Genomic DNA, 25,808 nt, shown 5'->3' with positions numbered 1-25,808 from the left:
GTATAATCGGCTCATGACATCGTACTCGCCCCGCTGGATCTGGCAGCAATCCGGATGGCCCACCTTCCACTGGGACGAACAGGCGCTGTCCACACAGCTGCGCGAATGCCATCTGCTGCAGGGCAAACTGCTCGGACTTGCAGGCACGGTGGCTGACGATGTCGAAGCCTCTCAAGAACTCGACAGCCTGCTCCGCAACGTCATCACCTCGTCCGCCATCGAGGGTGAGACGCTCAACGCGGCGTCGGTCCGCTCATCACTCGCGCGACGGCTCGGCGTGGTCACCGATACCAAGGGCGCGACGCCACGTAGTGAGGGCCTCGCCTCGTTGATGGTGGACGCAACGCACGGGTACGACTCCCCACTCGATATGGCTCGCTTGCTTCGCTGGCATGTCTGGCTCTTTCCGACGGGCGATTCGATGCTCCCGTCGCGTATTCATGTGGGTGAGCTGCGCGGCAAGGAGCCGATGCAGGTGGTCTCGGGCCGGATCGATCGCCCCATCGTTCACTTCGAGGCGCCGCCCCGCGATGGCCTCGAAGAGCAGCTCACCGCCTTTCTCGCCTGGTTCGACGCCAGCCGCGAGGACCGCACGCTGGATCCGCTGCTGCGTGCAGGCCTCGCGCATTTCTGGTTCGTCACCCTGCATCCTTTTGACGATGGCAACGGCCGCCTGACCCGCGCGCTCACCGATCTGGCACTCGCACAAGCCGGCCATGAGGCGATTCGTTTTCATGCCATGTCGGTGAGCATCTTGGCCGACAGGCAGGGCTATTACGACATCCTCAAAGCGAGCCAGAAGGGCGGGCTGGACATCACCCCATGGCTGCTCTGGTTTCTGACCACGCTGAAGGACAGCCTGGAGCGTGCCCTCGCACAGATCGACCGCGTGCTGGCGAAGGCCCGTTTCTGGAACCGGCATCGGGCCGACCATCTCTCAGCGGAGCAGGTCAAGGTGCTCAACCGCCTGCTCGATGGCGGTGAGCGCGGATTCGCGCACGGCATCAGCGCGTCGCAGTACGGCGCGGTCGTCGGGGTTTCCAAAGCCACCGCCACGCGTCACCTTGCCGAGCTGCTCGATAAGGGCTGCCTCGTCCGTCTTCCGGGCGGTGGCCGCAGCACGCGCTACGCCATCCCCTGACTCGGGTATAAGCAGAGCCATGAACATCACCCTCGACGAAATCCAGAACTTCATCGCAGTCGTCGATACCGGGTCGATCACCAGCGCCGCGCAGCAACTGGACCAGACCGTGTCCGCGGCGAGCCGCACGCTCGCACGGCTGGAGCAGAAGCTGAAGACCACGCTGTTGCGCCGGACCACACGGCGGCTGGAACTCACCGATGAGGGCGAGGCGTTTCTCGAACGTGCCCGCGAGATCGTCGCCGCCGTCGAAAACGCGGAAGAGCAGATGGCGACGCGACAGAGCCGACCGGCGGGCCGGCTGCGCGTCGATGCCGCCACGCCGTTCATGTTGCACGTGGTGGTACCGCTGATCGCGGGCTATCGCGAGCGGTTTCCCGACGTCGAGCTCGAACTGCTCAGCAGCGAAGGCTTTATCGACCTGCTCGAGCGACGCACCGACGTGGCCTTGCGCATCGGGCGTCTGAAGGACTCCACCCTGCACGCGCGACCGATCGGAACGAGTCAGATACGTTGTCTCGCCAGTCCGGCCTATCTCGCTCGCCATGGCGAGCCAGGCACGCCCGCGGATCTACCGAAGCACTCATTGCTCGGCTTCACCGAGCCCGAGTCGCTCAACGAGTGGCCGCTGCTCGACGAGAAGCACTTACCCGTACGCATCAAACCGACTATCCGTGCCGCGAGTGGCGAGACCCTTCGTCAGCTGGCGATCGAAGGCAACGGCATCGTCTGCCTCTCCGACTTCATGACGCACGCGGATCGCGCCGCGGGCCGGCTGGTCGAAGTACTGCCGCAACACCGTACCGAGTTTCGCCAGCCGATCAACGCCGTGTACTACCGCAATACCGCGATTTCGGCACGCATCGCGTCTTTCGTGACCTATCTCAGCGAAGCGATCGGCGAGAACGGATTCTGCGAATGACCTCCCGAAGTGGGACGCGCATCCCACTTTCAGCATACGGGTGTCCCACGCACGTCATCTGACGTGGCAAGAATGACACCGCTCGCGAACAGGGGAAATCTCCAATCGCCTGGGGAATCAACATGCTCGATCGCTTCGCACGCGTACTCTGCGCCGTCGTCGTCTTCACCGTCGCCGGTGTGGTCCACGCTTCCGACACCGCTTGCCCACAGTTTTTTCAGGGGGAACAGGCGCCCGACCTCATCGACACGTCGCTCGCCGAACGCACCACCGTCGTCTGCAACGATGCCTATGCATTGATCGCATCGGGCGTCACCAAGGGGCCGCTCTGGTCCGCCGAACACCTCACCGCCGCTCAGATCGCCGATGCGCAGAACACGCCGCGAAAGGACGCGTTCCACGCGGAAACCGCCATTCCCGAGGAGGATCGCTCCCAGCTGGCCGACTACAAGGGCAGTGGATACGACCGTGGCCACATGACACCGTCGGGCGATGAGCCCAACGCCGCGGCGCAGAAGCAGAGCTTCTCGCTCGCGAACATGGTGCCGCAGAACCACACGCTCAACACGGGCAAGTGGGAGCGCATCGAAACCAGCCTGCGCACGCTGGTGACGGAAGACGGTGAGGCCTGGGTCGTCACGGGCCCCGCCTTCGATGGCCCCACGCCCGATACGATCGGCGCGGATGCCGTCATCGTGCCCAACTACACCTGGAAGGCGGTTTACATTCCGGCCGAAGGCGGCGCCGCCGTATGGCGCTGCTCCAACGTCGACGCCCCGGTCTGCGCGGTCGTGTCGGTCGACACGATCATCGACGAAACCGGTATCGATCCGTTCCCGACGCTGAGCGCCACGGTGAAGAGCAAGGCGATCTCGCTGCCGCTGCCCAACTGAAGCGCTTCGCGTCAGACGCCCGGCGGGTTTGAGTCGATCACCTCGACCTTCCCGCCCGTGCTCGCCGGCGACATGCTTTCGTCGGTCGCAAGCAACACGGAGCCGGGCGTCAATAGCGGCAGCAGTTTCTCCATGAATTCGCGCGGCACCGCGACGCGGTCGGCGAGGGCGTCATCCACGACCTTGCCCGCTTCGTCGCCGTGCCCGGGGATGCCGATGGTGATCCAGTTGGGCATTCGCAGGCCCGCGCGGTTCGGCGTATCGGCCATATAGCCCTGCCCGACGATGAAGGCATGCGTACCGGTCAACGGGTCATTGACTTCCACGCGGCTGCGACCGATCTCGATGCCGTTGCGGAAGACCACGACGCGGCCGTCCGGCACGCTGAGCACCATCGAGATGGGCCCCGTGGGCGAGGCATCGGGATTCCAGCGGTATGGCTCGCCCTCGGCCAGCGGTGGCAGATCGAGGTCCGCGCCGTTGCGCGGATCGATCGGGATCACCGCACTCGGGTGGACGACGGTCACGGGCGCGGTGCCTTCCTTCGCGACCACCACGGTCATGCCCATGTTGGTCGACTCGAACAGCAACCGCGCGAACTCCGTCGGAAGATGCACGCAGCCGTGCGATTCGGGATAACCCGGCAATCCGCCCGCGTGCAGGGCGACGCCGTCCCAGGTAAGGCGCTCCTGGTACGGCATCGGTGCGTTGTCGTACTTCTTGGAGTGGTGGTCCTTGTCCTTCTGCAGGATCGTGAACACGCCGGTGGGCGTCTCGTAGCCTTTTTTTCCAGTGCTCACGGTACTGACACCGATGAGGATGCCGTTGCGATACGCGTACGCGCGCTGCTCTGTCAGGCTCACGATCACGGCCATGGGCCCGGGTGAGGCATCTCGCCCACCCCATATCCATTCGCCCGGTTTCAGCTGCGACGGCGGCACATCGGCCGCGCTGGATTGCTTCGCACCCCACACCGGCACGGCCGCCGTGGCCGTCGAAGCGAGCGACAAGGACAACGCCATGGTCAGCAGCACACGTTTCATGCGAATTTCCGGTTTCCCGCGCCCCAGTGGCGGAATATATATCTAGCCCGAATGTAATGGCGACGGTTTGGTCCCGCTTGTAGCGGGTGACCGCCGCCGATGCCCCGCTTCGCCGGTGAGGATGCTGAGCATGGGCCGGCGAGCGCCGGGGGCCTTGCCCAGCGGACCGAAGCAGAGGTCGCGCCACCACGCGAGCACCGTGTAATCGGACTGGAACAGCGGGGTCAGCCAGCGGCTCATGCGCTGATATATGCGGACATGCGCGTGGCGCTGGCGGCGGTACGCCTCGAGCGCTTGCCCGACATCGGCTTGCTCATCCAGGCACTCGGCGAGGGCCGCCGCGTCCAGCAGCGCCATGTTGACGCCCTGCCCGAGTTGCGGACTCATGGCATGCGCCGCATCGCCGATGACGACGAGGCGGCCGCGATGAGGCTGACGCAGCACCACGTCGCGATAGCGGGCACGATTGAGTTGTTCCGCCCGGTCCAGATGCGCGATGTGCGGTGTGAGCTCGGGCCACAGCGTGGCGACCTGCGCCTTCAGCCCATCGATGGCACCATCGTCGAACCGTTCGACCGCGTCTCCGGGAAGGCTGTAGTAGAACGTGACCCAGCGCCCCTCGTGCCCTGGCCGTTCACCCACGGGGAGCATGCCGATCATGCATTTCGTGCCCGCGTAGCGCTGCAGCAGGTGTGTGGGCGAATGCCAGTCGTCGATACGCAGGAGGCACCACACAGCGCCCCATGGATACATGCGTTCGCGGCGAACGTTGCCTTCGCAGTGTGTTCGCAAGGCGGAATGCGCGCCATCCGCTGCGATCATCAGGTCATAGGGGCCGTGTACCGCGCCGGCCTCGTCGCGGATCGTCCCCGCCGTCGGGTCGTACGCAACGATACGATGTCCCGTGCGTACCTGAGCTGCGCCGACATGCGCCTCGCGCAGCAATTCGAAGAGCGCGCCGCGCGTCATACCCAGGCCGAAGCAATCCGCACGACGATCGGCATAGCGCATGGCCATGACCGCCCGCCCGCGTGGCGTGGCGCCGTGGAGTTCGTCGATACGCTGACCCAGTGCGAGCGCGCGTGGAAGCAGGCCCATCCGTTCCAGTACGGCGAGGCCCGTCGGCTGCAACAGAAATCCCGCGCCCACGGGACCCAGCGACGGACTCTTTTCGAAAACGGTCACGTCGTGCCCGCGTTCCGATAAGAGGATGGCGCTGGCCTGCCCCGCCGTTCCGTAGCCCACAATGCCGATCTTCATGCGTCCCTTCCTTCCGATGACGTGAGGATACACGACGAAATGTCCACACTGGACTCGATGTATTGCCGCGGGCGATGATCCGCGCATGTCCGATTTTCTTGCCGCCTTCGTCCCCGTCGCCGATGCGATCGCCACCGTGCTGCGTCCGCATGCCGAGGTTGTGATCCACGATCTCGGTACGGGAACCATTCGTCACATTGCCAACCGTCTGTCGCCGCGTCATCCGGGCGATGACTCGCTGACGGAACTGGACGATATCGAATCGCTGGACGAAGCGGTGATCGGCCCGTATTCCAAGACGAACTGGGACGGACGCCGACTGAAGTCGATCACCGCCGTGCTTCGCGACGGGCGCCGACGCGCCGTGGGACTGCTGTGCATCAACGTCGACGTCAGCATGTTCGAGTCGATGCAGGCCATGGCGAAGGACTTCCTGCGGTTCGGTGAAACCGAGGCAAAGCCCTCCGCGCTCTTTCGCAACGACTGGCGCGAGGAGGTCAACGATCTCGTCGGGCAGTTCCTCACGGATCACGGCACGACGCTGGCGGTGATGGCGATCGAGCAGCGCGAGGCCCTCGTGCGACTGCTCGAGAGCCGCGGCCTGTTCGACGTGCGTAACGCCGCTTCCTATGTTGCGCCCCTGCTAGGGCTGTCGCGCGCAACGTTGTACAAGACCCTGAAAGCGGTCCGCGAGACCGTCTGACGGACCACCTTCTAAGGTTGCAACGGCCGGCAGGCAGGAGCCGGCCGCGCGTCGGGCGTCCATGCCCGCGGGATGGTGAGCGAGCGTTACGCCGCCTCGCTTTCCAGCACGAAGTAGGCGACCTCGCGGCGAAGGATTTCCGCGCTCTCGCGCATCGCGTGACTGGCCGAGGCCGCCTGCTGCACGAGCGCCGCGTTCTCGCGTGTCGTCTCATCGATGCCACGAATGGCCCCACCGATGCGTGCGATGCCTTCGCTCTGTCCACGGGTGGCGTCCATCACCGAGGCGACGAGACCGCTGAGGGTCACCACGCGGTCCGCGATGCTGTGCAGCACCTGGCCCGCGCGATCCACCGACACGACGCCGGCTTGCACCGCCTCATCGCTGGCCGCGACCAGGGCACGAATGTCCCTGGCGGTTGCGCCGCAGCGTTGCGCCAGTGCGCGGACCTCGGAAGCGACCACAGCGAAGCCACGGCCATGTTCGCCCGCCCGCGCCGCCTCGACCGCCGCATTCAGCGCGAGCAGATTGGTCTGGAAGGCGATCTGCTCCACCAGATCCAGCATCTCGCTCATCTGCTCGCTGGTGCGCTGGATCTCGCGCATGTTGCCGACCGCATCCTGAGCCACACGGTGGCCCTCGTCCGTCATCTCACGGGTGTCGATGACGGCACGGCTGGCGGCGGTCGCATGGCCCAGGCCGTCCGAGACCGCGCCAGCCATCTCGCTCATCGAGGCCGTGGTGAGGTCGACGTGCGCGGACTGCGTGCGCGTGCGCTCGTTCAACGCCTCGTTACCCCGGGCGATGCCGGTGGCCGCGTGAGCGACGTGGTCGGCGCGGTCGCGCACCTGGGTCACCACGTTGCCGAGCTGGGCATCCATCGCCGCCAGCGACGACAGCAGCTTGCCGATCTCATCGTCGCGACCGATCTCGACGCGTGTGCCCAGAGTACCACCGGCGATGGAGGCTGCCACGTCCGCCGCCTGGCGCAGGCGCCGGCCAAGCGAGCGGATGATCGCGACATCCATGACGCTGGCGATCAGCAAAGCGATACCGAGCAATACCGCGGAGAAAACGCCACCCTTCGCAATGTCGGCGCGCTGTGCCGCGGCTTCGGCCTTGCCGTTGTCCAGCGCCAGCGCGAAGAGGTTGGAGAAGTCGCTCTTCAGGGGGCCGACGGCCGACTGGACGTCGTTTGAAAGCTGTAGCTGCGCCAGATCGAACTGCTCCGTCTTGAGCAGCTCGATGACGTCGTCGACCGCCTTATCGGCCGCCTTGCGGTGTTCGGCAGCCAGGGTGACCAGCTTGGCCTGCGCCTTGCCCAGGCCGCTGGCCGTGAGCGACTTCCACTGTTTGTCGATGTCATGGCGGTTGCTGCCGATCGCGGTGACCGCGTCGTCGACGGCGGAGGGCAACCGCATCAGCGTCGCATGCACCAGCGCATCGAGCAGGTCGTTGTAATCGTTCTGGATGTGACCGACATCGGCGACGGGCGCCAGCGTGTCTGTCACCACGGACTGCAGGCGGTCGTCGGCGGTGCGAAGCTGCACCCCGCCGACGATCCAGAGCGCCAGCAGCAAAAAGATCGTGCCGGCGAGACGAAGCGAAAGACGTGCACGCAGGGTGAGCGTCGGCAGGGCGAAGCGAGGAAAGGGCATGACACACTCGGGGAGAGCGGGGGTGCCTCCCTATCGGCTCCGCGTGCCGGGACTTTAGCGAAAATCCGAATATTATGTTTTTATTTCAATGACTTGAAGATGTCATGACAGCATCCGGGGGTGGCTCGCTCTGGCAGTCGCCACGTTCACGCCGTTGCGTCGTCGTCGGCGTCGTATGCGCCACGTTTCTGCGTGCGAAGTTCCTCGAGGCGCGCGCTGAGTCCGGCCTCGACGTGGTCGTAGGCGTCGCCGCCCAGCACCAGCCGGCGTGGTGGGTTGTCCAGGTCCACGGTTTCGATCATCGCGCGCGCCATCTTTTCGGGATTGCCACGGATGACGAAGGCGCCTGACACGATGCCACGGCGAAGCTCGCCCACCGGGGTGTCGTCGTAGATGGCCATCGGCTCAGGCGTCACCAGGCCCTTGCCGAAGTCGGTCTTCGACGGACCCGGTTCGACGATGAGGAAATCGATGCCGAACGATGCGACCTCCTGCAGCACCGCTTCAACGAAGCCTTCGATGCCCCACTTCGATGCGTGGTACAGGCTGAAGTTGGGATAGGCGATCTGGCCGCCTTCGGACGACACCTGCACGATACGGCCACCACCCTGCTCACGCAGCCGGGGGATGGCGGCACGGATGACCTGGATGGATCCGATGAGATTGGTGTCGATGATGCGCTGGATCTGCTCGTCGGTGACTTCTTCCGCCGCACCGAAGAGCCCGTAGCCCGCGTTGTTGACGACGATATCGACGCGACCTCCGTCGAAGGCTTTCTGGACGCCTTCGCGGATCGACGCGGTGTTCGTCAGGTCCATGATGACGACATCGAGCGCGTCGCCATACCGCGTCCTGAGATCGTCGAGGGCGCCGGGTTGGCGCAGCGTGCCGACGACACGGTCACCTCGCGCCAGCAGCATTTCGGTCAGAAGGCGGCCGAAGCCGGAGGACGTGCCGGTAATGAACCAGGTCTTGCTCATGGTGCCCACCTCGGAGTGCGTCGTCGCGATGCGCGACGGGTCGACTACCAAGCTAGGGGTGGAAGCGAATGAAGACTATCCGACGAGATGCGGATGAGACGATGCAGGATCCGGGATAATCAGGCCGTCGCGACCTCGACCGGACTGATGTTCCACCGGTCGACGATGAACCCGTCGGAGTTCACCCCCAGCGGCGTGTATCCGCAATTGCCATGTCGGTAACTCGCGTACTCGCCACCGTTCAGAAGCGCACCCAGCGTCGCCGTCATGCAATGCCCGTGCGTCACCACCGCCACGCGCCGGTACGGCAACGCACGAATATCCGCCAACGCGGCAAGCATACGTGACGCCACCTCATGCAGCGACTCGCCGCCCACCGCGGCGACGGCGGGATCATGGCCACGCAACACCGCGACCATCGCCGGATCTTCCTCGAACACGTCCGCGACCGAACGGCCTTCCAGCACCCCGAAGGCCCGCTCGACCAGACGCGCGTCCACGGTGGTGGTGCAACCGACGATGCCCGCGGCGACTTCACCCGTGTGCATGGCCCGCCCCAGCGTGGATGTCACGATGTGCTCCACGCCCCGCGCGGCGAGCACGCGTCCCAGCGACCGTGCCTGTTCGATGCCCGCCGCGGTTAGCGGGCTGTCCGCTCGGCCTTGTGCGCGTCCGGCCACATTCCATTCGGTTTCGCCGTGACGGGCGAGGATCAGGTGTTCGAGCATACGGATGTCTGCCGGTACTGCGGGGGAGCCCGCGATTGTACCGGGCGCGGTCAACGCAGCTGACTGTCCTTGCTGCCGCGGCGGTTGTAGCCGCTGAAGCTGGCTTCCTCGCGATCGGCCTCTTCCTGGCAGGCCACGCACAGGCGTACGCCAGGCACCGCTTTGCGGCGCGCGTCCGGAATCGGTTTGTCGCACGCTTCGCAGTGCTCGAGACCCGGGCCGCTGGGCATATGGCTGCGCGCCCGTTTTACGGCGTCTTCGATGGTCGCGTCGATCTGGTCCTGTACGGCGGTGTCACCCGCCCATCCGGTTGCCATGACTCACCTCCGGGACTGGCCCTCAGCCCGCTTAGATGGTGGCAAGTGACTGGTTTTAAAGGTGTGAAGGGTATCGCTCCTGCGGCCGGACTCAGTCAGCGCGGCTCGTCGTACAGACCCAGCTCCGTCACCCCGGGCTGCCTGCCGAACACCGTCAGTCGCACCCGTTTCGCCGTGACCCGCCCGATCTCGTGAAACTGGTAAGGGGCCGGGGTACCGCCGGAGGCGATCTCCACCCAGCCACCGTCACGCTCCATCTCCACCTTGTAACGGGTGATCCTGGAAGTATCGCCATAGCCATCGGCATGTATCGGCTCGACGATCGATATCGTATTGAACGACACCGGCTGTTCGGATCGAATCTCGATCCAGCCGTCGGTCTTCCCCTTGTCCGCCAGCCAGTACGAGCGGTAATCATCGTCGAACGCGAGATCGGGACCCACCGCCTCGTCACTGGCGCTGGCCCAGGCGGGCTTGCCGGCGGCCAGGTCGGGCGTGGTGATGAGCACCGCGCGACCCACCTTCGGCGCCGGGCCCGTGTTCTTCCACAGTGAACCGATCTCGGCGAGCCGCGCCACCGCGTTGTCGTCGAACCGGCCGTCGCGATTGGGCGCCACGTTGAGGATCAGGTTGCAATGGTTTTCGTTGAACGGCACCAGCCACTCGTCGACGATGGTCTTCGCCGAGGCGAGCTCGGAGGTGGGGTAGGCCTTCTTCCAGAACCAGTCGCTTTGCAACGTCGTACCTGACTGCGACGGCACCGGACTGTCCGCGGGAATCTTCTGGCCCGCGTGCTGCTCGTACTGTTTGATATCCGTGTAGTAGAGCGCCGTGCCCGGATAGCTTCCCGCGTTATGGTCCGTCACCAGGCAGTTTGGCTGCAGGGACTTCACCAGGTCGTAGATCTCGCGATACGGTAACTCAGCATATGAAATGCGCGACCACGATGCGTTCCACCCATCGAGAATCAACGCGGTGAGCGGCCCGTAGCCGGTGAGCAGTTCGGTGAGCTGCGCCTTGATCAGCGCGATTTTTTCAGGTGTGACGGTTCGCGCGCGGATGTCCTGACGCAGGTCGAGGATCGAGAAATAGAGGCAGACCTTGAGCCCGGCCTTTCGGAACGAATCGACATAGCGGCGCACCACATCGTGCGGATACGACGACTGCATGACGTTCGCGCTGCCGGTTTTCGTCGGCCACAGGCAGAAGCCGTCGTGGTGTTTCGTGGTCAGGCACGCGTAGCCCATGTTCGCGGATGTCGCCGCGCGCGCCCACTGGTCGGTGTCGAGGTGCTTCGGATCGAACAGCTTCGGCGAAAGCAGCGGATCGCCCCATTCGCGTTCTTCGAAGGTCGCCATATTCAGATGGATGAACATGCCGAAGCGAAGGTCGAGGAAGGACTGCTGCAACTGCTGCATGTGGACCGGATCGACGATGACGCCCGCTCGCGTGCCGATCAGCGGAGCCCCTGTCGACCTGGCAACCGGCCAGAGGCCGCTCCCGATGGTGCCGGCGAAGGCAAGCGCCTTCGCGAAGTCACGACGATTCAAGGGCGCGCTCCCGACATTGGATGACGGTCGACTTTCGTCGGTACGGCGGCACGTGTCAACGCACCGGAGTCTCATATATCGTCGAAGTGCGACGGCGACGCATCCCTGAACTGCTCGACCAGCATGCCGATGAAGGCGGAGACTTTAAGGGAGACATGCCGCTGTGGCGGGTACAACGCCCAGACCTCCAGACCGCGCCCGTCGATACGCCCCCACTCGACGAGCCTGCCTTCCTCGAGGTCTTTCCGGATGAGCGACGCGGGGAGGATCGCCGCGCCGATTCCCTCGAGCGCGGCGTCGTAAATCATCGCCATCGACGACAGACGAAGCACCTCGCGCGGCGTCAGCGTGGACACGCCATCGGTCATCCTCACGCGCCAGGGCTCGGCGCCCTGCGCCGCGCGCAGGATGATGGCCGGGAACTCGCCCCCGTCGGCCGGGCGCCTAAGCGACGGCACCGCGGCGACCGTCGGCCGGTCGCGAAGGAAGCAGCGTCCGGCCAGATCCGTGCTGGGCTCAGGGTTGGCCCGAATGACCAGGTCGAAGCCATCCTTCAGCGGGTCGACGAAGCGATCGTCGATCACGACGTCCAGCTGCACGCCGGGGTACCGTTGTGCGAAGCGCGCCGCCAGCCGGCCCAGCCCGCGATGGGCGAACAGGACCGGCGCGCTGACCCGGAGTTTTCCGCGAGGCGCGCCGGACGCCGATGCGAGGTCCGCCGCCACGTCGTCGATCCGGTCCAGCATGGCGCGCGTCTCGGCATGCAGGGTCGCCCCCTCGTCCGTCAGGCGGAAAGGCCTTGCGCCGCGGTCGATGAGCCGGGCTCCCAGTACATCCTCCAGTTCGCGTACCCGTCGCGACAGGGTCGCCTTGGGTCGCCCCGTGGCCCGGCTGGCCGCACCGAAGCCACCATGCAGCGCGACGGCGTTGAAGTCCGAGAGGGCCTGCAGATCCATGGTGTTCCGCTGACGAGACAGGATGTCCCGATGTTGCGCCTTTCGTCTCATATGCGAAACACCGAGATTAGTGATCATCCCAACCACCAAGGCATCGATCATGAGCATTCTCGTCACTGGCGCCACCGGCAGCATCGGCTCCGCCGTCATCGAACGTCTGGCCGCCGAAGGCGCGCCGGTCCGCGCACTCACCCGTGCACCCGGGAAGTACAAGGCACCCGCCGGCGTCCAGCCGGTCGCCGGCGATATGACCGACATCCCATCCATGCGCGCCGCGCTGCAGGGCGTCGACACCCTGTTCCTGTTGAATGCCGTGGTCCCCGATGAACTCACCCAGGCCCTCGCTACCCTCGGTCTGGCGCGCGAGGCGGGCATCCAGCGCATCGTCTACCTGTCGGTGCTCAACGGCGACCGCTTCACCGACGTCCCGCACTTCACCGTGAAGTACGCCGTGGAGCGCGCGATCGAGCAGTTCGACCTGCCCGCGACCGTGCTGCGACCGTCGTATTTCATGCAGAACGACGCCAACATCAAGGACGTCATCGCCCAGCACGGGGTTTACCCGATGGCGCTGGGCAAGGTGGGCGTTTCGATGGTGGATACCCGCGATATCGCCGACGTCGCCGCCGCGTCGTTGCTTCGCCGTAGCCGCGCATCGGGCGCCCTGCCCCGTGAAGTCATCGAGCTGGTCGGTCCCGACGCGATCACGGGCGAAGGCGCCGCGGCGATCTGGAGCGAGGCGCTGGGACGTCCCGTCGCCTACGGTGGCGACGACCTGGATACCGCCGAAGCCAACATCGCCCGCCAGCAGCCGTCGTGGGCGGCGTACGATCTGCGCCTGATGCTCGCGCGGTTCCACGCCGACGGCATGCTGGCCAAGCCGGCGGCGAACGACATCATGACCTCGGTGCTCGGCCGCGCACCGCGCAGCTATCGCAACTTCGTCCGTGAAACGGTGGCAGCGATGCAACGCGGCTGATCAGGCGTGGTTTGCCCTACGTTCCAGGGTCCGTAGGTCAACGATCGACGGGCTTATGCTGGGGGTCGCCCGATCCCGTATTGACGGGTTCATCGGGCGATTCTTGCTCACCGTGGCCAGGATCGCCGGAGCCCGTGGTGGGTTCGTCGTACGTTTCGCGATGCGTCATGGCCGCACTCCGGGTATCAGGTCTGGCGAGCAGAGCACTCGCGCCGTCAACAGAGTGTCCAAGATACGGCCTGGTGGACGCGCTACCCTTCGCACATGATCCCGACCGACCATCCCTCCGGAGACGAGGTCGACGCCGTCCCCTGCTCCGCGGCGGCGCGACGCTGGACCCTGGTCGCCGCTATCGTCGGTTCGGGCATGGCCTTCGTCGACGGCACTATCGTCAACGTGGCGCTCCCTGCGATTCAGCGTGCCATGCAGGCGACCACCGCAGATGCGCAGTGGGTCATGGAAGCCTATGCGCTGCTGTTGTCGGCACTCCTGCTGGTGGGCGGCGTACTGGGCGATCGCTTCGGTCGACGCCGCGTGTTCGCGCTCGGCGCCATCGTATTCACCCTCGCCTCCGCAGCCTGCGCGGCCTCGCCGGGCATCGGCTGGCTGGTCGGGGCCCGGGCGGTGCAAGGCCTGGGCGCGGCATTGCTGGTGCCCGGCAGCCTCTCCCTGATCACCTCGGCCTACCCGAAAAATCTGCGCGGTGCGGCGATCGGCACATGGTCGGCCTTCAGTGGCGTCACCGCCGCCATCGGTCCCGTGCTCGGCGGCTTTCTCGTCGAACACGTGTCGTGGCACTGGGCGTTTCTGATCAACCTTCCGCTGGGTATCGCGCTGGTGGCGATCTGTCACGCCCATGTGCCGGAAAGCCGTGGCGCGACGACGGGCCGGGTCGACATCGCGGGAGCGTGTCTGGCGACAGTCGGTCTCGCGGGTATCGTTTATGCGTTGATCGAAGCACAGATAGAAGGGTGGACGGCCGTCGATGTCGTGCTGGCGGCACTCACCGGCATCGCGGCGCTGATCGCCTTCGTCATCGTCGAGCGACGCGTCGCCGCGCCCATGCTGCCACTCGGCCTCTTTCGCGACCGGCGGTTCGCGGGTGCCAATATCCTGACCCTTCTGCTGTATGCCGCGCTGGGTGGCAGCATGTTCTTCGTTCCGCTGAACCTGATTCAGGTGCAGGGCTACGGGGCCACCGCCGCCGGTGCCTCCTTGCTGCCCTTCGTCGCCATCATGTTCGTGCTGTCGCGCTGGAGCGGGCGCCTGGTGGACGTGGTCGGTGCGCGCCTGCCGCTGATCGTCGGTCCGACCGTGGCTGCCGCCGGCTTCGCGCTTTACACGGTTCCCGGTGTGGGCGGCTCGTACTGGACGACCTTCTTTCCGGCGGCCGTCGTGCTCGGCCTCGGCATGAGCATCACCATCGCGCCACTGACTACCACCGTGATGAACGCGCTTGCTCCCTCGCTGGCCGGCACGGCGTCCGGCATCAACAACGCCGTGTCGCGCGTAGCGGGGCTGCTCGCCATCGCCCTGTTCGGTGTCGTCTTGACGCATGGGTTCGACATGGCGCTGGAGTCGGCACGCATGCATACGCGCCTGCCCAGCGAGCTCGTCGAAACGATCTTCGCGCAGAAGGCGAGACTCGCCGGCATCGAGCTGCCGCCCGGTTCGGCCGCGGCCCGCCGTATGGTGGGCGAGGCCTTCGTCGTCGGCTTTCGCCACGTCATGTGGCTGTCGGCGGCGCTCGCCGTGATGGCGGCGGTCGCGGCCGCCATCACGATCCGCGACACGCCGGACGAGCGTCAGAAGCCCTTCTGAATCTGTACCCAGGCGCGGACGTCGTGCGTCTCGCCGACGATCGCGGGACGAGCGCCGATCGGGTGGGCGACGTCGGCGCTGACCGACCACTGGTTCTCACCCTGCCAGCGCAGGCCCAGACCGGCGTCCTGCGTGTGGACGCTGTTGGTACCCGGCGCGAACGTGTCCTTGTAGATGGATACGCGACCGCCGTCGACGAAGGCCATCGCGATCCACGTACCCGGCATGCCGGGATGCAGCGTACGGCGATATTCCAGGTTGAGCATCTGACCCTGCGTGCCGGCCAGTGCGCCGGTGTCGTAGCCGCGGACGTTGTTGGCGCCACCGAGATAGAACTGCTCGGCGGTGTCGACGTTCTTGTTCGCCCACTGGCCCTGGAAGCCGACGTAGATCGCGTTGTTCTCCGACAGCTGCTGCAGCCGGGCGATGGACAGCGAGTACTTCAGGTAGTGTCCCTTGGTCTGCGCGCTGATCGCGTCGACGAACTCGGCGAATGCGTCGTCGAAGCCCAGCCGGCCGTAGGTCGCGGCCAGGCTGAAGTTGGTCACGCCGTGCATGTCGCGCTGGTCGCCGGCGAGCGTCGCCGTCCAGCCGTTCGTGTGACGCCGCGTACGCACGTCGACGATGTCGATCATGTCGTTGAGGCGGCGGCGGTCGTAGCCGAGCTGACCGTACAGGTTGCCTTCCGTGGAACGGATGATGGGCTGGCTGACGAACACGCTCGCCACCTGGGCCGTGCCGTGTGCGTCGAGCACGCGCAGATCGCCCTTGAGCTTGTAGTCGAGCGAGGAGACCGCCGCGCCGACCACGGTGCCCTGGCCATTGAGCAGGTAGCGGTAGCCCAGGCGCCCGTAGTTCATGTTGGAGCCGGCGCTGAGCGCCGTGGCATCGAGCACGTCGCCCTGGTGCAGCAGGCTGTTGACGCTGAAAGTACCGGTCGCCCGCGCGCGGCCGGTGTATCGGTTGCCGTAGTCGTCGAGTGCGACCAGACCCGTGTAGCGCGGACGGTCATCCGCACGTACGGCCAGGTCGGAGGTGCCCGGCTCGTCGCCCGGACGCAGCACCGAGCTCTCCGTCACACCCGGAATGTCACCGAACAACAGCAGGCTGCGATCGAAACCGTGCGAGGAGATCGGCATACCGCTGCTCAGCGGATCGAGCGTCGCCTGCAACGGACCGTCGTGCGTGGTGCTGTGATTCTCCAGCGTGACCTTGCCCAGCCGTGCTTCCTGCACGGCGATGCGCACCGTGCCGCCCGACAGCGTCTGCGCCGGCACATAGGCGATCGTCAGCGGGTAACCCTTGTCGCGATAGGCGGCGGTGATCTTCGCCGCCAGTTCGTTGAGCTGGGACAGCGTGAGATCGCGGCCCTCGCCCGGCGCGACCAGGGCGTGCACATCGGCCGCCGGAAGCAACGTGGCACCGGTCACCTCGATCGTTGTGACGTGGAACGGTGCGCTGTCGCCGGTGGCTTCGGCAACGACCGGGGCGACCTTCAAGCCCGTGTCGTCGCTACGCGTCGGCTGCGGTGGGGCCGGCAGCTGACGCAGAAGGTCGCCGGTCTGAGGCGCGCGCGTCTGTGCCTGCGCGCCGCCGGCCAGAGCAAGGACGATGCACGCACCGAGAACATGCGCGGTGCCGCGGGGGAACGAGACTGTCTTCATCGATAAGCCGTTACAAAAGGAAAAGGGAGGTCGGAGGCGGCGGAGCGACGCATCAATGCATCGCATCCGCCGGCGCGCGTACGCCGCCCTCGACCACCTGCAGGGAGAGGCCCGGCACGAAGTCCGCGCGCTGCGCGTTCTTCTCCACCGGCTGACGCGTCTTCTTGTGGTTGCCGCTGTACTGGCCCACGGTGACGTTGGAGGCGACACCGTAAGGCGTAGCGATCGCGTCCGGATTGAGCACCGCATCGATCTGCGTCAGCGCGGTAGCCGAGGCACCCTGCGACGAGTTCTGGTTGATGTTCGCCACCGTGTCGGCCGTCGTGTTGAACGCGTAATTGCCCGCATCCACGCCGGTCGCGCCGATATCGCTGACCGACACCGGCTTGCGCAGACCGACCGCCGGATCGGCGAAGAGCGCGCTTCCCGCGATGAAGTTCACCACGTCACCCGGCAGGATGCCGCTGGTACCGAGCAACGCGCGGTCGGTGCTGTTGCCATCGAAGTACTTGTCGGTACCGACCGCGGTGACGACCACGGAACGCTTCGTGATGCTGGCCGTGGTCTGCGGATTGAAGGTCAGCGCGTAGTTCGATGCGTCGCCGCCGGCGATACCGCCGGTCACGTTCACCGTCTTGCCGTTGCCCGCGTTCTTGTCGACGAAGCTCCCCGAGGTCGAGAGGCCGACCTGGTCACCGGCGAGCACGCCGGTGAGCGTCCCATGCGTCACCGCGCCGGTGCCGCCGTCATAGACCTTGTCGTCGGCAGCGATGCCGGCGATGATGCCCAGCGGCGTGACCGTCGCCACATCGCGGCCACCGACCAGCGTGTAGTTGTCGGCGAGCGTCGTGCCGTTGCCCGTCAACGCGAGCGTGCCCAGACCGGACAGCGCACGCTGGGTCGCGACGTTTTTGCTGGCCAGCACGCCGGCGCCGGAGAGCGTCAGCGACTCACCCGCGATACCGGCGATCACGCCCTGGTTGCCGAACATCGCGGCACCGGCGATGGCCGTCGCGTCGTAGACGCGGGTACCGGTCAGATCGAGCACGACCTTGCCGATGTCGGCGGTGGTCGTGGCGTTGCTGCTCAGCGTGTAGTTGCCCGCATCGGCACCCGTGAGGGTACCGGCGACGTTCACCATCTTGGCCGTGCCCGCGTTCTTGTCGACGAAGTCGCCGCGGGAGGCGATACCGAGATCGTCGCCGGCGAGTACACCGGTCAGCGCTCCCTGCGTCTGCGCCGTGGTGGTCCCGTCGTAGGTCTTGTCGTGAGCGCCGATCGTGCCGAGCACGGTCAAGGGCGTAATGTCGCCGGTGGTCAGCGCCGTCGCGTTATACGTGTAGTTGGCGGCGTCGGTACCGGAGGCCGAGATGCCGGTGACGGTAACCGTCTTGCCAGTGCCGACGTTCTTCGCGTCATAGAGCGCGCCGGTGCCGTTGAAGACCACCTGATCGCCACCGATGACGCCCGTGGACGACAGCGCGGCGGTGGCCAGCGTATTCGCGTCGTAGACCTTCGTGGAGCCCTGCGCGTCGACGGTGATCTGCTTCGGCGTGATGGTCGCCCAGTGCGAACCACCGACCAGCGTGTAGTTGGTCGACAGCGCGCTGCCGTTGCCCTGCAGGCCGAGCGTACCCAGCGACACGAGGCCCTTCCCGGTCCCGACATTCTTGTCGGCGACCGACCCCGCGCCCGAGAGCGTAAGGGTGTCGCCGTTGATGCCGTCCACCTGGAAGTCGCCGGCGAACGCGCTGGCGGCGATGACGGTCGAGCCGTCGTAGACACGCTCGCCGTGCAGATCGATGACATAAGGCGTGACCGCCGCGAGCGTCGTCGAGCTCGTATTCCAGATGTAGTTGCCCGCGTCGGCGCCGCCGGCGGCGATACCGCTGGTGGTCACGGTCTTGCCGGTACGCGCGTTGGCGTCGTCGAAGCTGGCCCCGCTGCTGGAAAAGGTGACGACGTCGCTGCCGAGCACGCCACTGGCGGACAGTACGCTCGAGGCGCCCGTGTTGCCGTCGTAAACCTTGTCGCTCGCGACCGTGCTCACGATGACGCTGGCCCTGGCGATCGACGCCGTCGTCGTCGTGTTGGCGGTGACGACGTAGTTGTTCAGATCGTTGCCGGCCAGTACGCCCGATACGGTCACCGTCTTGTCAGCGCCAGCGTTCTTGTCCGCAAAGCTGCCGGTGGTCGAGCTGTACGACAGGCTGTCGCCGGAAATGACGCCGGTGAGCGTACCGTGCGTGGTCGCGTTCGTCGTGGTGTCGTAGGTGCGGCTGTCGGCGACGATGCTGCCCGTGATGTTCTTCGGGCTGATCCTGGCGATGGCGGATGCCGTGGTGTTCACGGTGTAGTTGCCTGCATCGGCTCCCGACGCACCGATCCCCGTCACGGCGATCGACTTGTTCGCGCCGGCGTTCTTGTCGCTGAACAGCGCACCCGTGTAACCGAGGCTCAGATCGTCGCCGCTGAAGATGTGATCCCCCGCCAGCGACACCGACGCGGTGCGCGAGGCATCGTAGACCTTGTCGACGCCCGTTGCCGTCACGGTCAGCGCATACGGCGTGATGACGAAGCGATCCACACCACCGGCGAGCGAGTAGTTGCCCGCGCTCGCCGTATCGATGCCCGTCAGCGCGAGGCTTCCCAGCCCCAGATTACCCGTGCCATCGGCCGCCCGGTTATAGGTGCCGACGTTCTTCGAGCTGGTCGTGCCGGCGCCGGTGAGGACCAGCTTCTCGCCGTTCACCCCGTTGACCACGCCGTTGGTACCGAAAAGACTCGCCGCCACCGACGTCGTCTGGTCGTAGGCACGCGTGCCCGTCAGGCTGATGATGTAAGGCGTGATGTTCGCATGCGTCGTGGCCGCCGTATTGCTGAGCGTGTAGTTGGCGGCGTCGGCGCCACTTGCGGTGATCCCGGTGAGCGACACCAGCTTGCCGTCGCCCACGTCCTTGGTATCGAAGGTATTCGTCGACGCGCTGAACGTCACCTTGTCGCCCGATGCCAGGCCAGTGCTGCCCAGCGTGGCGCCCGACGAGGTGGTGCCGTCATAGACCTTGTTCACGCCGGTGGCGGCCACCGCGATCGCCTTGGCCGTGATGTCGGCGCGGACGTCCGCGGGCTGGACGATCGTGTAGTTGTTCTTGTCGGCGCCGTCGATGCCGATGGCCGTGGTCACGACCTTGTTGGTGCCGACGTTCTTCGTATCGAACGTACCGAGCGCCGTGTTGGTCATCGTGACGACATCGGCACCCAGTACGCCTTCCAGGACGGAGCCGTGCAGCGCCGCATCTCGGGTGCCGTCATAGGTCCTGCTGTCCGCGAACGTACCGGTAACCCTCAGTGTCGCCTTGTTGACCGTGTAGTTATACGCGCCGCCGGTCAGCGTGTAGTTCGATGCCAGGTAGGCGCCATTGTTGCCGAGCGTGAGACCACTCGCATCGAAGCCGGTGCCGTTCTTGTAGGTGCCCACGTTCTTGCTGCTCAGAGTACCTGCGCCACCCAACACCAGCGATTCGCCGGAGACGAGGTTGCCGAGGCTCAGCGTACCGGCCGACGCGGCCGTCGTGGTGTCGTAGGTCCGCGAACCGGACAGGTTCAGCACGCGCGGAGTGATGTTGGCCGTGGCCGTCGCGCTGTTGTTGCTCAGCGTGTAGTTGCCGGCGTCTCCGCCGCCCTTGGTGATGCCGTTGACCGTGACGGTACGGCCGTCCTGGACATCCTTGCCGTCGAAGTTACTCGAGGTGCTGGCGAACGTGACCGTGTCGCCCGCGACCACACCGGCGGACGCCAGCGCCGTGGTCGCTGCCGTCGTACCGTCGTACTGCTTGTTCTGCGCGGTGGCCGTGGCGGTGATGGCCTTCGCCGAGATCGTCGCCGAGATATCCGTCGGCTGAATCACGACGTAGTTGGTCGCGTCGTTGCCGGTCACCTGCATCGATGTCGTGACGCCACGCGTGCCGACATTCTTGCTGGCGAACGTACCGGTGGCCGTGGTCGCCCCATCGAGTGTCACGGTATCGCTGCCGAGCACACCCTGGAGCGTCGCACCGCTCAACTGCGCGACGGTGTTGCCGTCGTAGACCTTGTCCGCCGCCGTCGTGTTGATCACGGTCAGCGACGCGGGCGTAATGGTCACCCAGTCGATACCGCCGGCAAGCGTGTAATTGCTGGCCGTGCTGCCGCCGCTGGCACCCAAGGTCAGTGTGCCGAAGTCCGCGAAGGCACGCTTCGAGCCGACATTCTTGGTCACCAGGTTACCGGAGCCGGTCAGCGTCAGCTTCTCGCCGTTGACACCGGCGACCGTGCCGCCTGAGGTGAACAGGGAAGCGTCCGCGCCGACGGTGGCGTCGTAGACCCGCGTGCTCATCAGGTTGATGATGAACGGCGTGATGGTGCCGAGCGTGCCGGTGGCCGCGGTCGGCAGCGAGTAGTTCGAGAGATTGGTACCGCTGTCGGCGACGAAATCGGAAACCGACAACGTGGATTTCAGACCGATATGGCTGCCGGCGTTCACCGTGACGTAATTCGCGGTGGACGACTGCGGGATGGTGGCGCCCTGGCCGGTGACGAAGCCGTCGAGGGTGTAATCGCTCGCCAGCAGGGTCACCGAGTCCGAGCCATCGTACGGCTTGGTCGGATTGCCGGTGATGGATGCCGTCACGGCGCGCCTGGCGATATCGGCGGTGAGACCGCTGAACTGGTCGATACGGTAGTTCGACGCACGACTGCCGCTCAGGCCGAGGCCCGTCACGGTGACCGCCTGACCGGAGATCGCGTTCGCGGAGCGAACGGTGCCGGTGGCGCCGGTGGCGTCGAGCGCGACATTGCCCTGATCGCTGGAGAACACGCCGCCGAGGACGGCGCCGCTCGAGTTCAGGCCGATCGTGGTGTTGCCGTCGTAGGTCTTGTTGATCGCCGTGATGCCGGTAAGCGTCAGGGTGTACGGATTGATCGTTGCGGTCAGGCCCGTAAGGGGCTGCAGCGCGTAGTTACCGGCGTCGCTGCCCGAGATCGAGAAGCCGAGCGGCGTCACGGCCTTGCCGGTGCCCGCGTCGGCGGTGGCGAACGTGCCGGTCGTTCCGCGGGTCAGCGTGACCGTACCGTTCCTCGCGTCGTCGGCGACCAGGCCGACAAGCGATGCGCCAGCGCTGTTGAGCGTGGCGGCGGTCGTCGTGTCGTAGGTCTTGTTCACCGCCGACACGCCGAGGATGTACAGCGGCGCCGCCGTGATCGAACCCGGACCGGTGGCGGTCAGATCGAGCGTGTAGTTGGACAGGTCGGTGCCGCTGTTGGCCAGGTACGACGTGGTCGCCATCTGGGCCGTGATGGTCTTGCCGGTGCCGACGTTGCGGTTGTCGAAGTCGACGAACTTCGAAGGAACGATCTGCGCGCCCTCACCGTTGGCGAAACCGGAGATCGCGTAGTCGTCCGCCGTGAGCGAGATATAGGTGGTGCCGTTGTACACCTTCGTCGGCGTATTGATGATCGCGGCGGTCAGCAATGCCGGCGTGATCTCGCCCGTACCGTAGGCGGCGGTGGGCAGCGGCGTGTAGTTGGACAGGTCGGTGCCGCCGTAGGGCGTGTAGTCGGAGTCGGCGAGCGAGACGCTGACCGGCTGCCTGCCGACGTTCTTGCTCGCGTACGTTCCCGTGGTCTTGGTGATGTAGACGCCCTCGCCCGGCGCGAATGCCCTGGCAGGGTCGTTGACGGTAATCGTGTAATCGCCACCACTGGTCGGGCTGCCCGCGATGAGCGTCGCCAGCAGGGTGCCGTCGTAGGCACGGGTCGGGTTGCCGCTGATCACCACCGACAGCGCACCGAGGTCGCGCTGGGTGATCGTGCCGTAGCCACTGATGCTGGTAGGCAGCACGTAGTTGGAGAGCAGCGTGCTCCCGGTCGCTACGAAGTTGTTCGTGCCGACGGCCGCGGTGACGTCGCGCGTGCCCACGTCCTTGTCGCTATACGTACCGACGGTCTGATTGACCGTGGCGCCCTCGCCGGCGATGAAACCGTACACCTGATAGTTGCTGGCGTTGAGCGTGGCGGCGGTCGTACCGTCGTACTGACGCGACGGGTTGCCGACGATGGTCCAGGTGAGCGGCGCCTTGGCGATCGTGCCCGCACCCACGATGTCGCTGGTGAAGCTGTAGTTCGACAGTGACGCGCCGTTGCCCAGCGTGAAGTCGGAACCTTCCAGGTGCGCCGTGACGGTACGCGAACCCGCGTTGGCACTGTCGTAGGAAGCCGACGACGCCTGCTTCACCGTCGCCGTCTCGCCGCCTTGCAGGCCGACGATCTGCACGTTGCCTTCCACCAGGTTGGCCGTCGTGGTGCCGTTGTAGAGGCGTGTCGGGTTGCCGATGATGCTCAGGTCGAGGTGGCGCTGGGCGATATTGGCGGAAAGGCCGGTCGGCTGGGTCAGTGTGTAGTTGCCCAGACCGTTGCCCGCCAGCGAAAAGCCGCTCGCCGACACAGCGATGCCCGTGCCGACATTCTTGCTGGCGAAGGTACCCGTGCCGCCCGTGGTCACCAGCGAAACCGTGGCCGCGTCGGAACTGACGACGCCGACCAGCTGGGGATTCTGCAACAGCAGAGCCGCCGCCGTGGTGGCGTCGTAGTCCTTGCTCACGGCGGACACGCCGTTGATGGTCAACGCCCTGGGCGTGATCGACGCGGTGATGTCCGACTGCAGTACCAGGTCGTAATTGGACGCCTTGCTGCCGACCAGCTGGAAGCCGGTCGCGGTGACCGACTTGCCGTTGCCGGCATTGGCGTTCGCGAACAGGCCGGCGCCGGCGCTCGTGTCGAGCGTCGCGTCCGCCGTGTCGCCCGAGATCACGCCGAAGATGGAGGCGCGCGACTTATCCAGTGTGTCGACCGCGCTGCCGTCGTAGATCTTGTCGGTACCGATCAGGCCTGAGAGCTGAACCTTGGCCTTGTTGATGGTGCCCATGCCCGTGGCGACCGTGGGCAACGCGTAGTTGGCCAGGTTGGTACCGTTGGCGGCGACGAAGTTCGATGCCACGAAGTTGGCGGTGATGTTGACCGCACCCGCACTGGCCGAATCGTAGAGCACGCTGTTCGGCTGGCTGAACGTGATGCTCTCACCCGATACCAGGCCACTGGTCAGGTAGTTGGACGACGTCAGTGTCGCCGTCTGCGTCCCGTTGTACGTCTTGGTCGGGTTGTTGACGATCGCGATGCCGAGCTGCTTCGGATCGATCAGGCCGATGCTGGCCGTCTGGCCCGTCCCGGTGACCGTATAGCCGTAAACGGGGATCGCGCCGGTCGCGTCGACGAACGTATAGGCCGACGTCGCGGAGGGGGCGGTGACGACGATGCCGCTCGCGGCGTCCTTACTCGCATACGTACCGGCCACCGCGCGCATCGTGTTGCCGTCGACGAGGCCGGTCCGGGTGAAGTTGGCGTCGGTCAGACTGGCGGCCGTGGTGCCGTCGTACGCTTTCTCAACCGTACCGGTCAGCGCCGTGATCGCGACCGTCGGCGCGAGCTGGTAGAGGAAACCGTTGCCGGTGCCCTGGGGCGTCGCGCCCGCCCCGGCGTTGTACTGGATGAACTGCGGGGTGAGGCCGCCGCGCGTGTCGCTCGTCGGGCTGGCCGAATACACCAGCCACTTGCCGGAAGCGGACGACAACGCACTGGCACCCGCGTTGTTGATGAACTGGTTCGCCGCGGTCAGCGTGACGCCGGTGCCGCCTGCGATAGTGCCCGCCGTGCCCAGCGTGATGTTGCCGTTGCCACCGTTGCCGTTGGCCTTGATCACGACGCCACCCGCGCCGGTGATCGCGCTGTTGACATTGACCGCCCGGTAGGCGTCGAGGGTAAGCGTGGCGCTGGCGTTGGTCCAGGCGATCGGCGCGTTGACGGTGATGTCGCCCGAGCCGGAGGCGTTCGTCACGCCCTGGCCGCTGGCGCCGGTGGCCGTCGTCTGCTCGGTAACGCTGGTGCCGCCGTTGAGCGTGGTGGAGATCGTATTCGCGGCGGTCGCGTCGATGGTCAGGTCATAGGGATCGACCAGCCACGTGCCCGACTTGCCCTTCGGCGCACTGGCGGTGATGGCCGCCGCACCGATGTGCGCGTAAGCGCCGGAGGTCTCGATCGTGCCGCCATCGCCACCGTTCGGCGCGCTGGCGTCGAGCGTGCCTTCCACGTTGACGTGGCCGGCTTTCATGCCACCCAGCAGAACGATCTGACCGTTGTGGTTTTCGACGGTCTGCGCGCGCACGACGCCCGTGTTGTTCACGGTGCTGGCCAGCAGCGAGTCCGCCGCGCCCGCCGTCATGAAGACGCGACCGCCGTCGGCCTGCACCAGCTGACGGTTCTCGACCAGGTTGTCGAGCGTGCTGCGATCCACCTGCAGATGCATCAGGCGGCTGCCGTCGAAGGTCAGCGTGATGGCGCTGCCGCCGCCCATCGCCACCGTACCCAGCTGAGCCGAGACCGTGCCCTGGTTGGATACGCTGTTGCCGAGCAGCGCGATGTAACCACCGCTGGCGGCGCGCAGGCTGCCCTTGTTGACGACGCTGCCCTTACCGTTGCCGCTGAAGGTGCGGGTGCCGGACGTGAGCGCGTCATCGGAGGTGTCCAGCGTAGACGCCACCAGGCCACCCACGTTGACCTGCGCACCTTCACCGAACAACACGCCGTTCGGATTGATGAGCCAGACCTGTCCGTTGGCGTTGAGGTGACCGTAGATATCCGACGCCTTGTTACCGAGGATCCGGTTCACGGCGATGGCGTCGCTGCCCGGCTGGACGAAATTGACCGTTTCGTTGGCGCCGATATCGAAGGTCTGCCAGTTCAGCGACAGGCGCTGGGTGGTCTGGTTGATCGTCGTGGTCGTGCCGTCCGTATGAATCGTGCCGATGCCGGCCGACACCTGACCGCCCGTCTGCCCCGCCTGCGCGGCGCCGGTGGCGCTCAGTGCGAGCGACACCGCCACGGCGATGGCCGCGAGGCGCGGTGCGCGCGAAAGGCTGCCGCATGCGACGGCGGGGCGGCTGTTGCGGGCGAGTTCGCTGGCGGCGACCCACTGGCAGGTGGCGACGTTCCAGCACAGACGATAGATACGGTTCATTCGGGCGGTCTTCCTTAGAGCGCATGCAAACGCAGGGGCGCACCCGGCATCGGAACCGAGTGGAAAAGACAGCTATCGGGAAGCCCC

Annotated in this window: 17 protein-coding genes; 6 read left to right on the top strand and 11 right to left on the bottom strand. The window is 66.0% G+C overall.

Features of this window, described 5'->3' with window-relative positions:
* Positions 1 to 13 precede the first annotated feature (13 nt).
* The 3 genes from FA87_RS00270 to FA87_RS00260 all read left to right on the top strand — a co-directional run bounded on the left by FA87_RS00270 (position 14) and on the right by FA87_RS00260 (position 2,956).
* Positions 14 to 1,141: a Fic family protein gene (locus FA87_RS00270; RefSeq protein ID WP_043691575.1), complete on the top strand. Its 1,128-nt coding sequence runs from the start codon at positions 14 to 16 to the stop codon at positions 1,139 to 1,141.
* A 19-nt stretch (positions 1,142 to 1,160) separates the two neighbouring features.
* Complete coding sequence (locus FA87_RS00265; RefSeq protein WP_043691573.1) at positions 1,161 to 2,063, top strand: LysR family transcriptional regulator; 903 nt, start codon at positions 1,161 to 1,163, stop codon at positions 2,061 to 2,063.
* Between the two features lie 122 nt (positions 2,064 to 2,185).
* Positions 2,186 to 2,956 (top strand): DNA/RNA non-specific endonuclease, encoded by a 771-nt coding sequence (locus tag FA87_RS00260; RefSeq protein WP_043691570.1) that lies wholly within the window; start codon positions 2,186 to 2,188, stop codon positions 2,954 to 2,956.
* 11 nt (positions 2,957 to 2,967) lie between these two features.
* Here FA87_RS00260 and FA87_RS00255 read toward each other — a convergent pair whose 3' ends face one another.
* Positions 2,968 to 3,999: a L,D-transpeptidase gene (locus FA87_RS00255; protein WP_156128465.1), complete on the bottom strand. Its 1,032-nt coding sequence runs from the start codon at positions 3,997 to 3,999 to the stop codon at positions 2,968 to 2,970.
* Positions 4,000 to 4,041: 42 nt separating this feature from the next.
* Entirely contained in the window at positions 4,042 to 5,259 is a 1,218-nt protein-coding gene (locus tag FA87_RS00250; protein ID WP_052191047.1) for an NAD(P)/FAD-dependent oxidoreductase, read from the bottom strand.
* An 85-nt stretch (positions 5,260 to 5,344) separates the two neighbouring features.
* On the opposite strand from FA87_RS00250, the gene FA87_RS00245 reads away from it, so the two are divergent.
* A complete protein-coding gene (locus tag FA87_RS00245) occupies positions 5,345 to 5,962 on the top strand; it encodes a PAS domain-containing protein (RefSeq protein ID WP_036116757.1) in 618 nt (205 codons plus the stop codon).
* A gap of 86 nt (positions 5,963 to 6,048) precedes the next feature.
* Here FA87_RS00245 and FA87_RS00240 read toward each other — a convergent pair whose 3' ends face one another.
* The 6 genes from FA87_RS00240 to FA87_RS00215 form a co-directional block, all read right to left on the bottom strand.
* On the bottom strand, positions 6,049 to 7,620 hold the full coding sequence (locus FA87_RS00240; protein WP_052191046.1) for a methyl-accepting chemotaxis protein: 1,572 nt from the start codon (positions 7,618 to 7,620) through the stop codon (positions 6,049 to 6,051).
* A gap of 146 nt (positions 7,621 to 7,766) precedes the next feature.
* A complete protein-coding gene (locus tag FA87_RS00235; RefSeq protein ID WP_043697002.1) occupies positions 7,767 to 8,600 on the bottom strand; it encodes an SDR family oxidoreductase in 834 nt (277 codons plus the stop codon).
* A 119-nt stretch (positions 8,601 to 8,719) separates the two neighbouring features.
* Complete coding sequence (locus FA87_RS00230; RefSeq protein ID WP_052191045.1) at positions 8,720 to 9,328, bottom strand: histidine phosphatase family protein; 609 nt, start codon at positions 9,326 to 9,328, stop codon at positions 8,720 to 8,722.
* 50 nt (positions 9,329 to 9,378) lie between these two features.
* The gene (locus FA87_RS00225; protein WP_043691564.1) at positions 9,379 to 9,645 is read right to left on the bottom strand and encodes a DksA/TraR family C4-type zinc finger protein; all 267 of its coding nucleotides are present in this window, start codon (positions 9,643 to 9,645) and stop codon (positions 9,379 to 9,381) included.
* A gap of 95 nt (positions 9,646 to 9,740) precedes the next feature.
* Entirely contained in the window at positions 9,741 to 11,195 is a 1,455-nt protein-coding gene (locus FA87_RS00220) for an alpha-L-fucosidase (RefSeq protein WP_043691561.1), read from the bottom strand.
* A 71-nt stretch (positions 11,196 to 11,266) separates the two neighbouring features.
* On the bottom strand, positions 11,267 to 12,151 hold the full coding sequence (locus FA87_RS00215; protein WP_043691559.1) for a LysR family transcriptional regulator: 885 nt from the start codon (positions 12,149 to 12,151) through the stop codon (positions 11,267 to 11,269).
* Positions 12,152 to 12,251: 100 nt separating this feature from the next.
* Here FA87_RS00215 and FA87_RS00210 point away from each other — a divergent pair, with 100 nt between their 5' ends.
* Positions 12,252 to 13,130, top strand: coding sequence for an NmrA/HSCARG family protein (locus FA87_RS00210; protein WP_043691557.1), 879 nt, complete (start codon positions 12,252 to 12,254; stop codon positions 13,128 to 13,130).
* Between the two features lie 37 nt (positions 13,131 to 13,167).
* On the opposite strand, the gene FA87_RS21250 is transcribed toward FA87_RS00210, so the two are convergent.
* On the bottom strand, positions 13,168 to 13,299 hold the full coding sequence (locus FA87_RS21250; RefSeq protein ID WP_255349728.1) for a hypothetical protein: 132 nt from the start codon (positions 13,297 to 13,299) through the stop codon (positions 13,168 to 13,170).
* Positions 13,300 to 13,394: 95 nt separating this feature from the next.
* Between FA87_RS21250 and FA87_RS00205 the strand changes: the two genes are divergently transcribed.
* Positions 13,395 to 14,951 carry a DHA2 family efflux MFS transporter permease subunit gene (locus FA87_RS00205; protein ID WP_052191044.1) on the top strand — a complete coding sequence of 519 codons (1,557 nt, stop codon included), beginning with the start codon at positions 13,395 to 13,397 and terminating at the stop codon, positions 14,949 to 14,951.
* Here the strand turns inward: FA87_RS00205 and FA87_RS00200 are convergent.
* Positions 14,936 to 16,615 carry a ShlB/FhaC/HecB family hemolysin secretion/activation protein gene (locus tag FA87_RS00200; RefSeq protein WP_043691554.1) on the bottom strand — a complete coding sequence of 560 codons (1,680 nt, stop codon included), beginning with the start codon at positions 16,613 to 16,615 and terminating at the stop codon, positions 14,936 to 14,938. The two genes, FA87_RS00205 and FA87_RS00200, sit on opposite strands and share 16 nt — an antisense overlap.
* Before the next feature lie 52 nt (positions 16,616 to 16,667).
* The gene (locus FA87_RS00195) at positions 16,668 to 25,721 is read right to left on the bottom strand and encodes a YDG domain-containing protein (RefSeq protein WP_043691552.1); all 9,054 of its coding nucleotides are present in this window, start codon (positions 25,719 to 25,721) and stop codon (positions 16,668 to 16,670) included.
* Positions 25,722 to 25,808: the final 87 nt, after the last annotated feature.

Origin of the sequence: Luteibacter sp. 9133 (assembly GCF_000800155.1) — a bacterium.
Taxonomy (GTDB): domain Bacteria; phylum Pseudomonadota; class Gammaproteobacteria; order Xanthomonadales; family Rhodanobacteraceae; genus Luteibacter; species Luteibacter mycovicinus.
The sequence above is the reverse complement of the archived record's forward strand: the minus strand, read 5'-3'. Positions and strand labels throughout refer to the sequence as shown.

What these genes read in the sequence shown, in the direction of transcription:
- FA87_RS00205 (WP_052191044.1), top strand. Translation starts at nt 13,395, where the DNA reads ATGATCCCGACCGACCATCCCTCCGGAGACGAGGTCGACGCCGTCCCC.
- FA87_RS00235 (WP_043697002.1), bottom strand. Translation starts at nt 8,600, where the DNA reads ATGAGCAAGACCTGGTTCATTACCGGCACGTCCTCCGGCTTCGGCCGC.
- FA87_RS00195 (WP_043691552.1), bottom strand. Translation starts at nt 25,721, where the DNA reads ATGAACCGTATCTATCGTCTGTGCTGGAACGTCGCCACCTGCCAGTGG.
- FA87_RS00255 (WP_156128465.1), bottom strand. Translation starts at nt 3,999, where the DNA reads ATGAAACGTGTGCTGCTGACCATGGCGTTGTCCTTGTCGCTCGCTTCG.
- FA87_RS00260 (WP_043691570.1), top strand. Translation starts at nt 2,186, where the DNA reads ATGCTCGATCGCTTCGCACGCGTACTCTGCGCCGTCGTCGTCTTCACC.
- FA87_RS00245 (WP_036116757.1), top strand. Translation starts at nt 5,345, where the DNA reads ATGTCCGATTTTCTTGCCGCCTTCGTCCCCGTCGCCGATGCGATCGCC.
- FA87_RS00270 (WP_043691575.1), top strand. Translation starts at nt 14, where the DNA reads ATGACATCGTACTCGCCCCGCTGGATCTGGCAGCAATCCGGATGGCCC.
- FA87_RS21250 (WP_255349728.1), bottom strand. Translation starts at nt 13,299, where the DNA reads ATGACGCATCGCGAAACGTACGACGAACCCACCACGGGCTCCGGCGAT.
- FA87_RS00240 (WP_052191046.1), bottom strand. Translation starts at nt 7,620, where the DNA reads ATGCCCTTTCCTCGCTTCGCCCTGCCGACGCTCACCCTGCGTGCACGT.
- FA87_RS00265 (WP_043691573.1), top strand. Translation starts at nt 1,161, where the DNA reads ATGAACATCACCCTCGACGAAATCCAGAACTTCATCGCAGTCGTCGAT.
- FA87_RS00250 (WP_052191047.1), bottom strand. Translation starts at nt 5,259, where the DNA reads ATGAAGATCGGCATTGTGGGCTACGGAACGGCGGGGCAGGCCAGCGCC.
- FA87_RS00200 (WP_043691554.1), bottom strand. Translation starts at nt 16,615, where the DNA reads ATGAAGACAGTCTCGTTCCCCCGCGGCACCGCGCATGTTCTCGGTGCG.
- FA87_RS00230 (WP_052191045.1), bottom strand. Translation starts at nt 9,328, where the DNA reads ATGCTCGAACACCTGATCCTCGCCCGTCACGGCGAAACCGAATGGAAT.
- FA87_RS00210 (WP_043691557.1), top strand. Translation starts at nt 12,252, where the DNA reads ATGAGCATTCTCGTCACTGGCGCCACCGGCAGCATCGGCTCCGCCGTC.
- FA87_RS00225 (WP_043691564.1), bottom strand. Translation starts at nt 9,645, where the DNA reads ATGGCAACCGGATGGGCGGGTGACACCGCCGTACAGGACCAGATCGAC.
- FA87_RS00215 (WP_043691559.1), bottom strand. Translation starts at nt 12,151, where the DNA reads ATGGATCTGCAGGCCCTCTCGGACTTCAACGCCGTCGCGCTGCATGGT.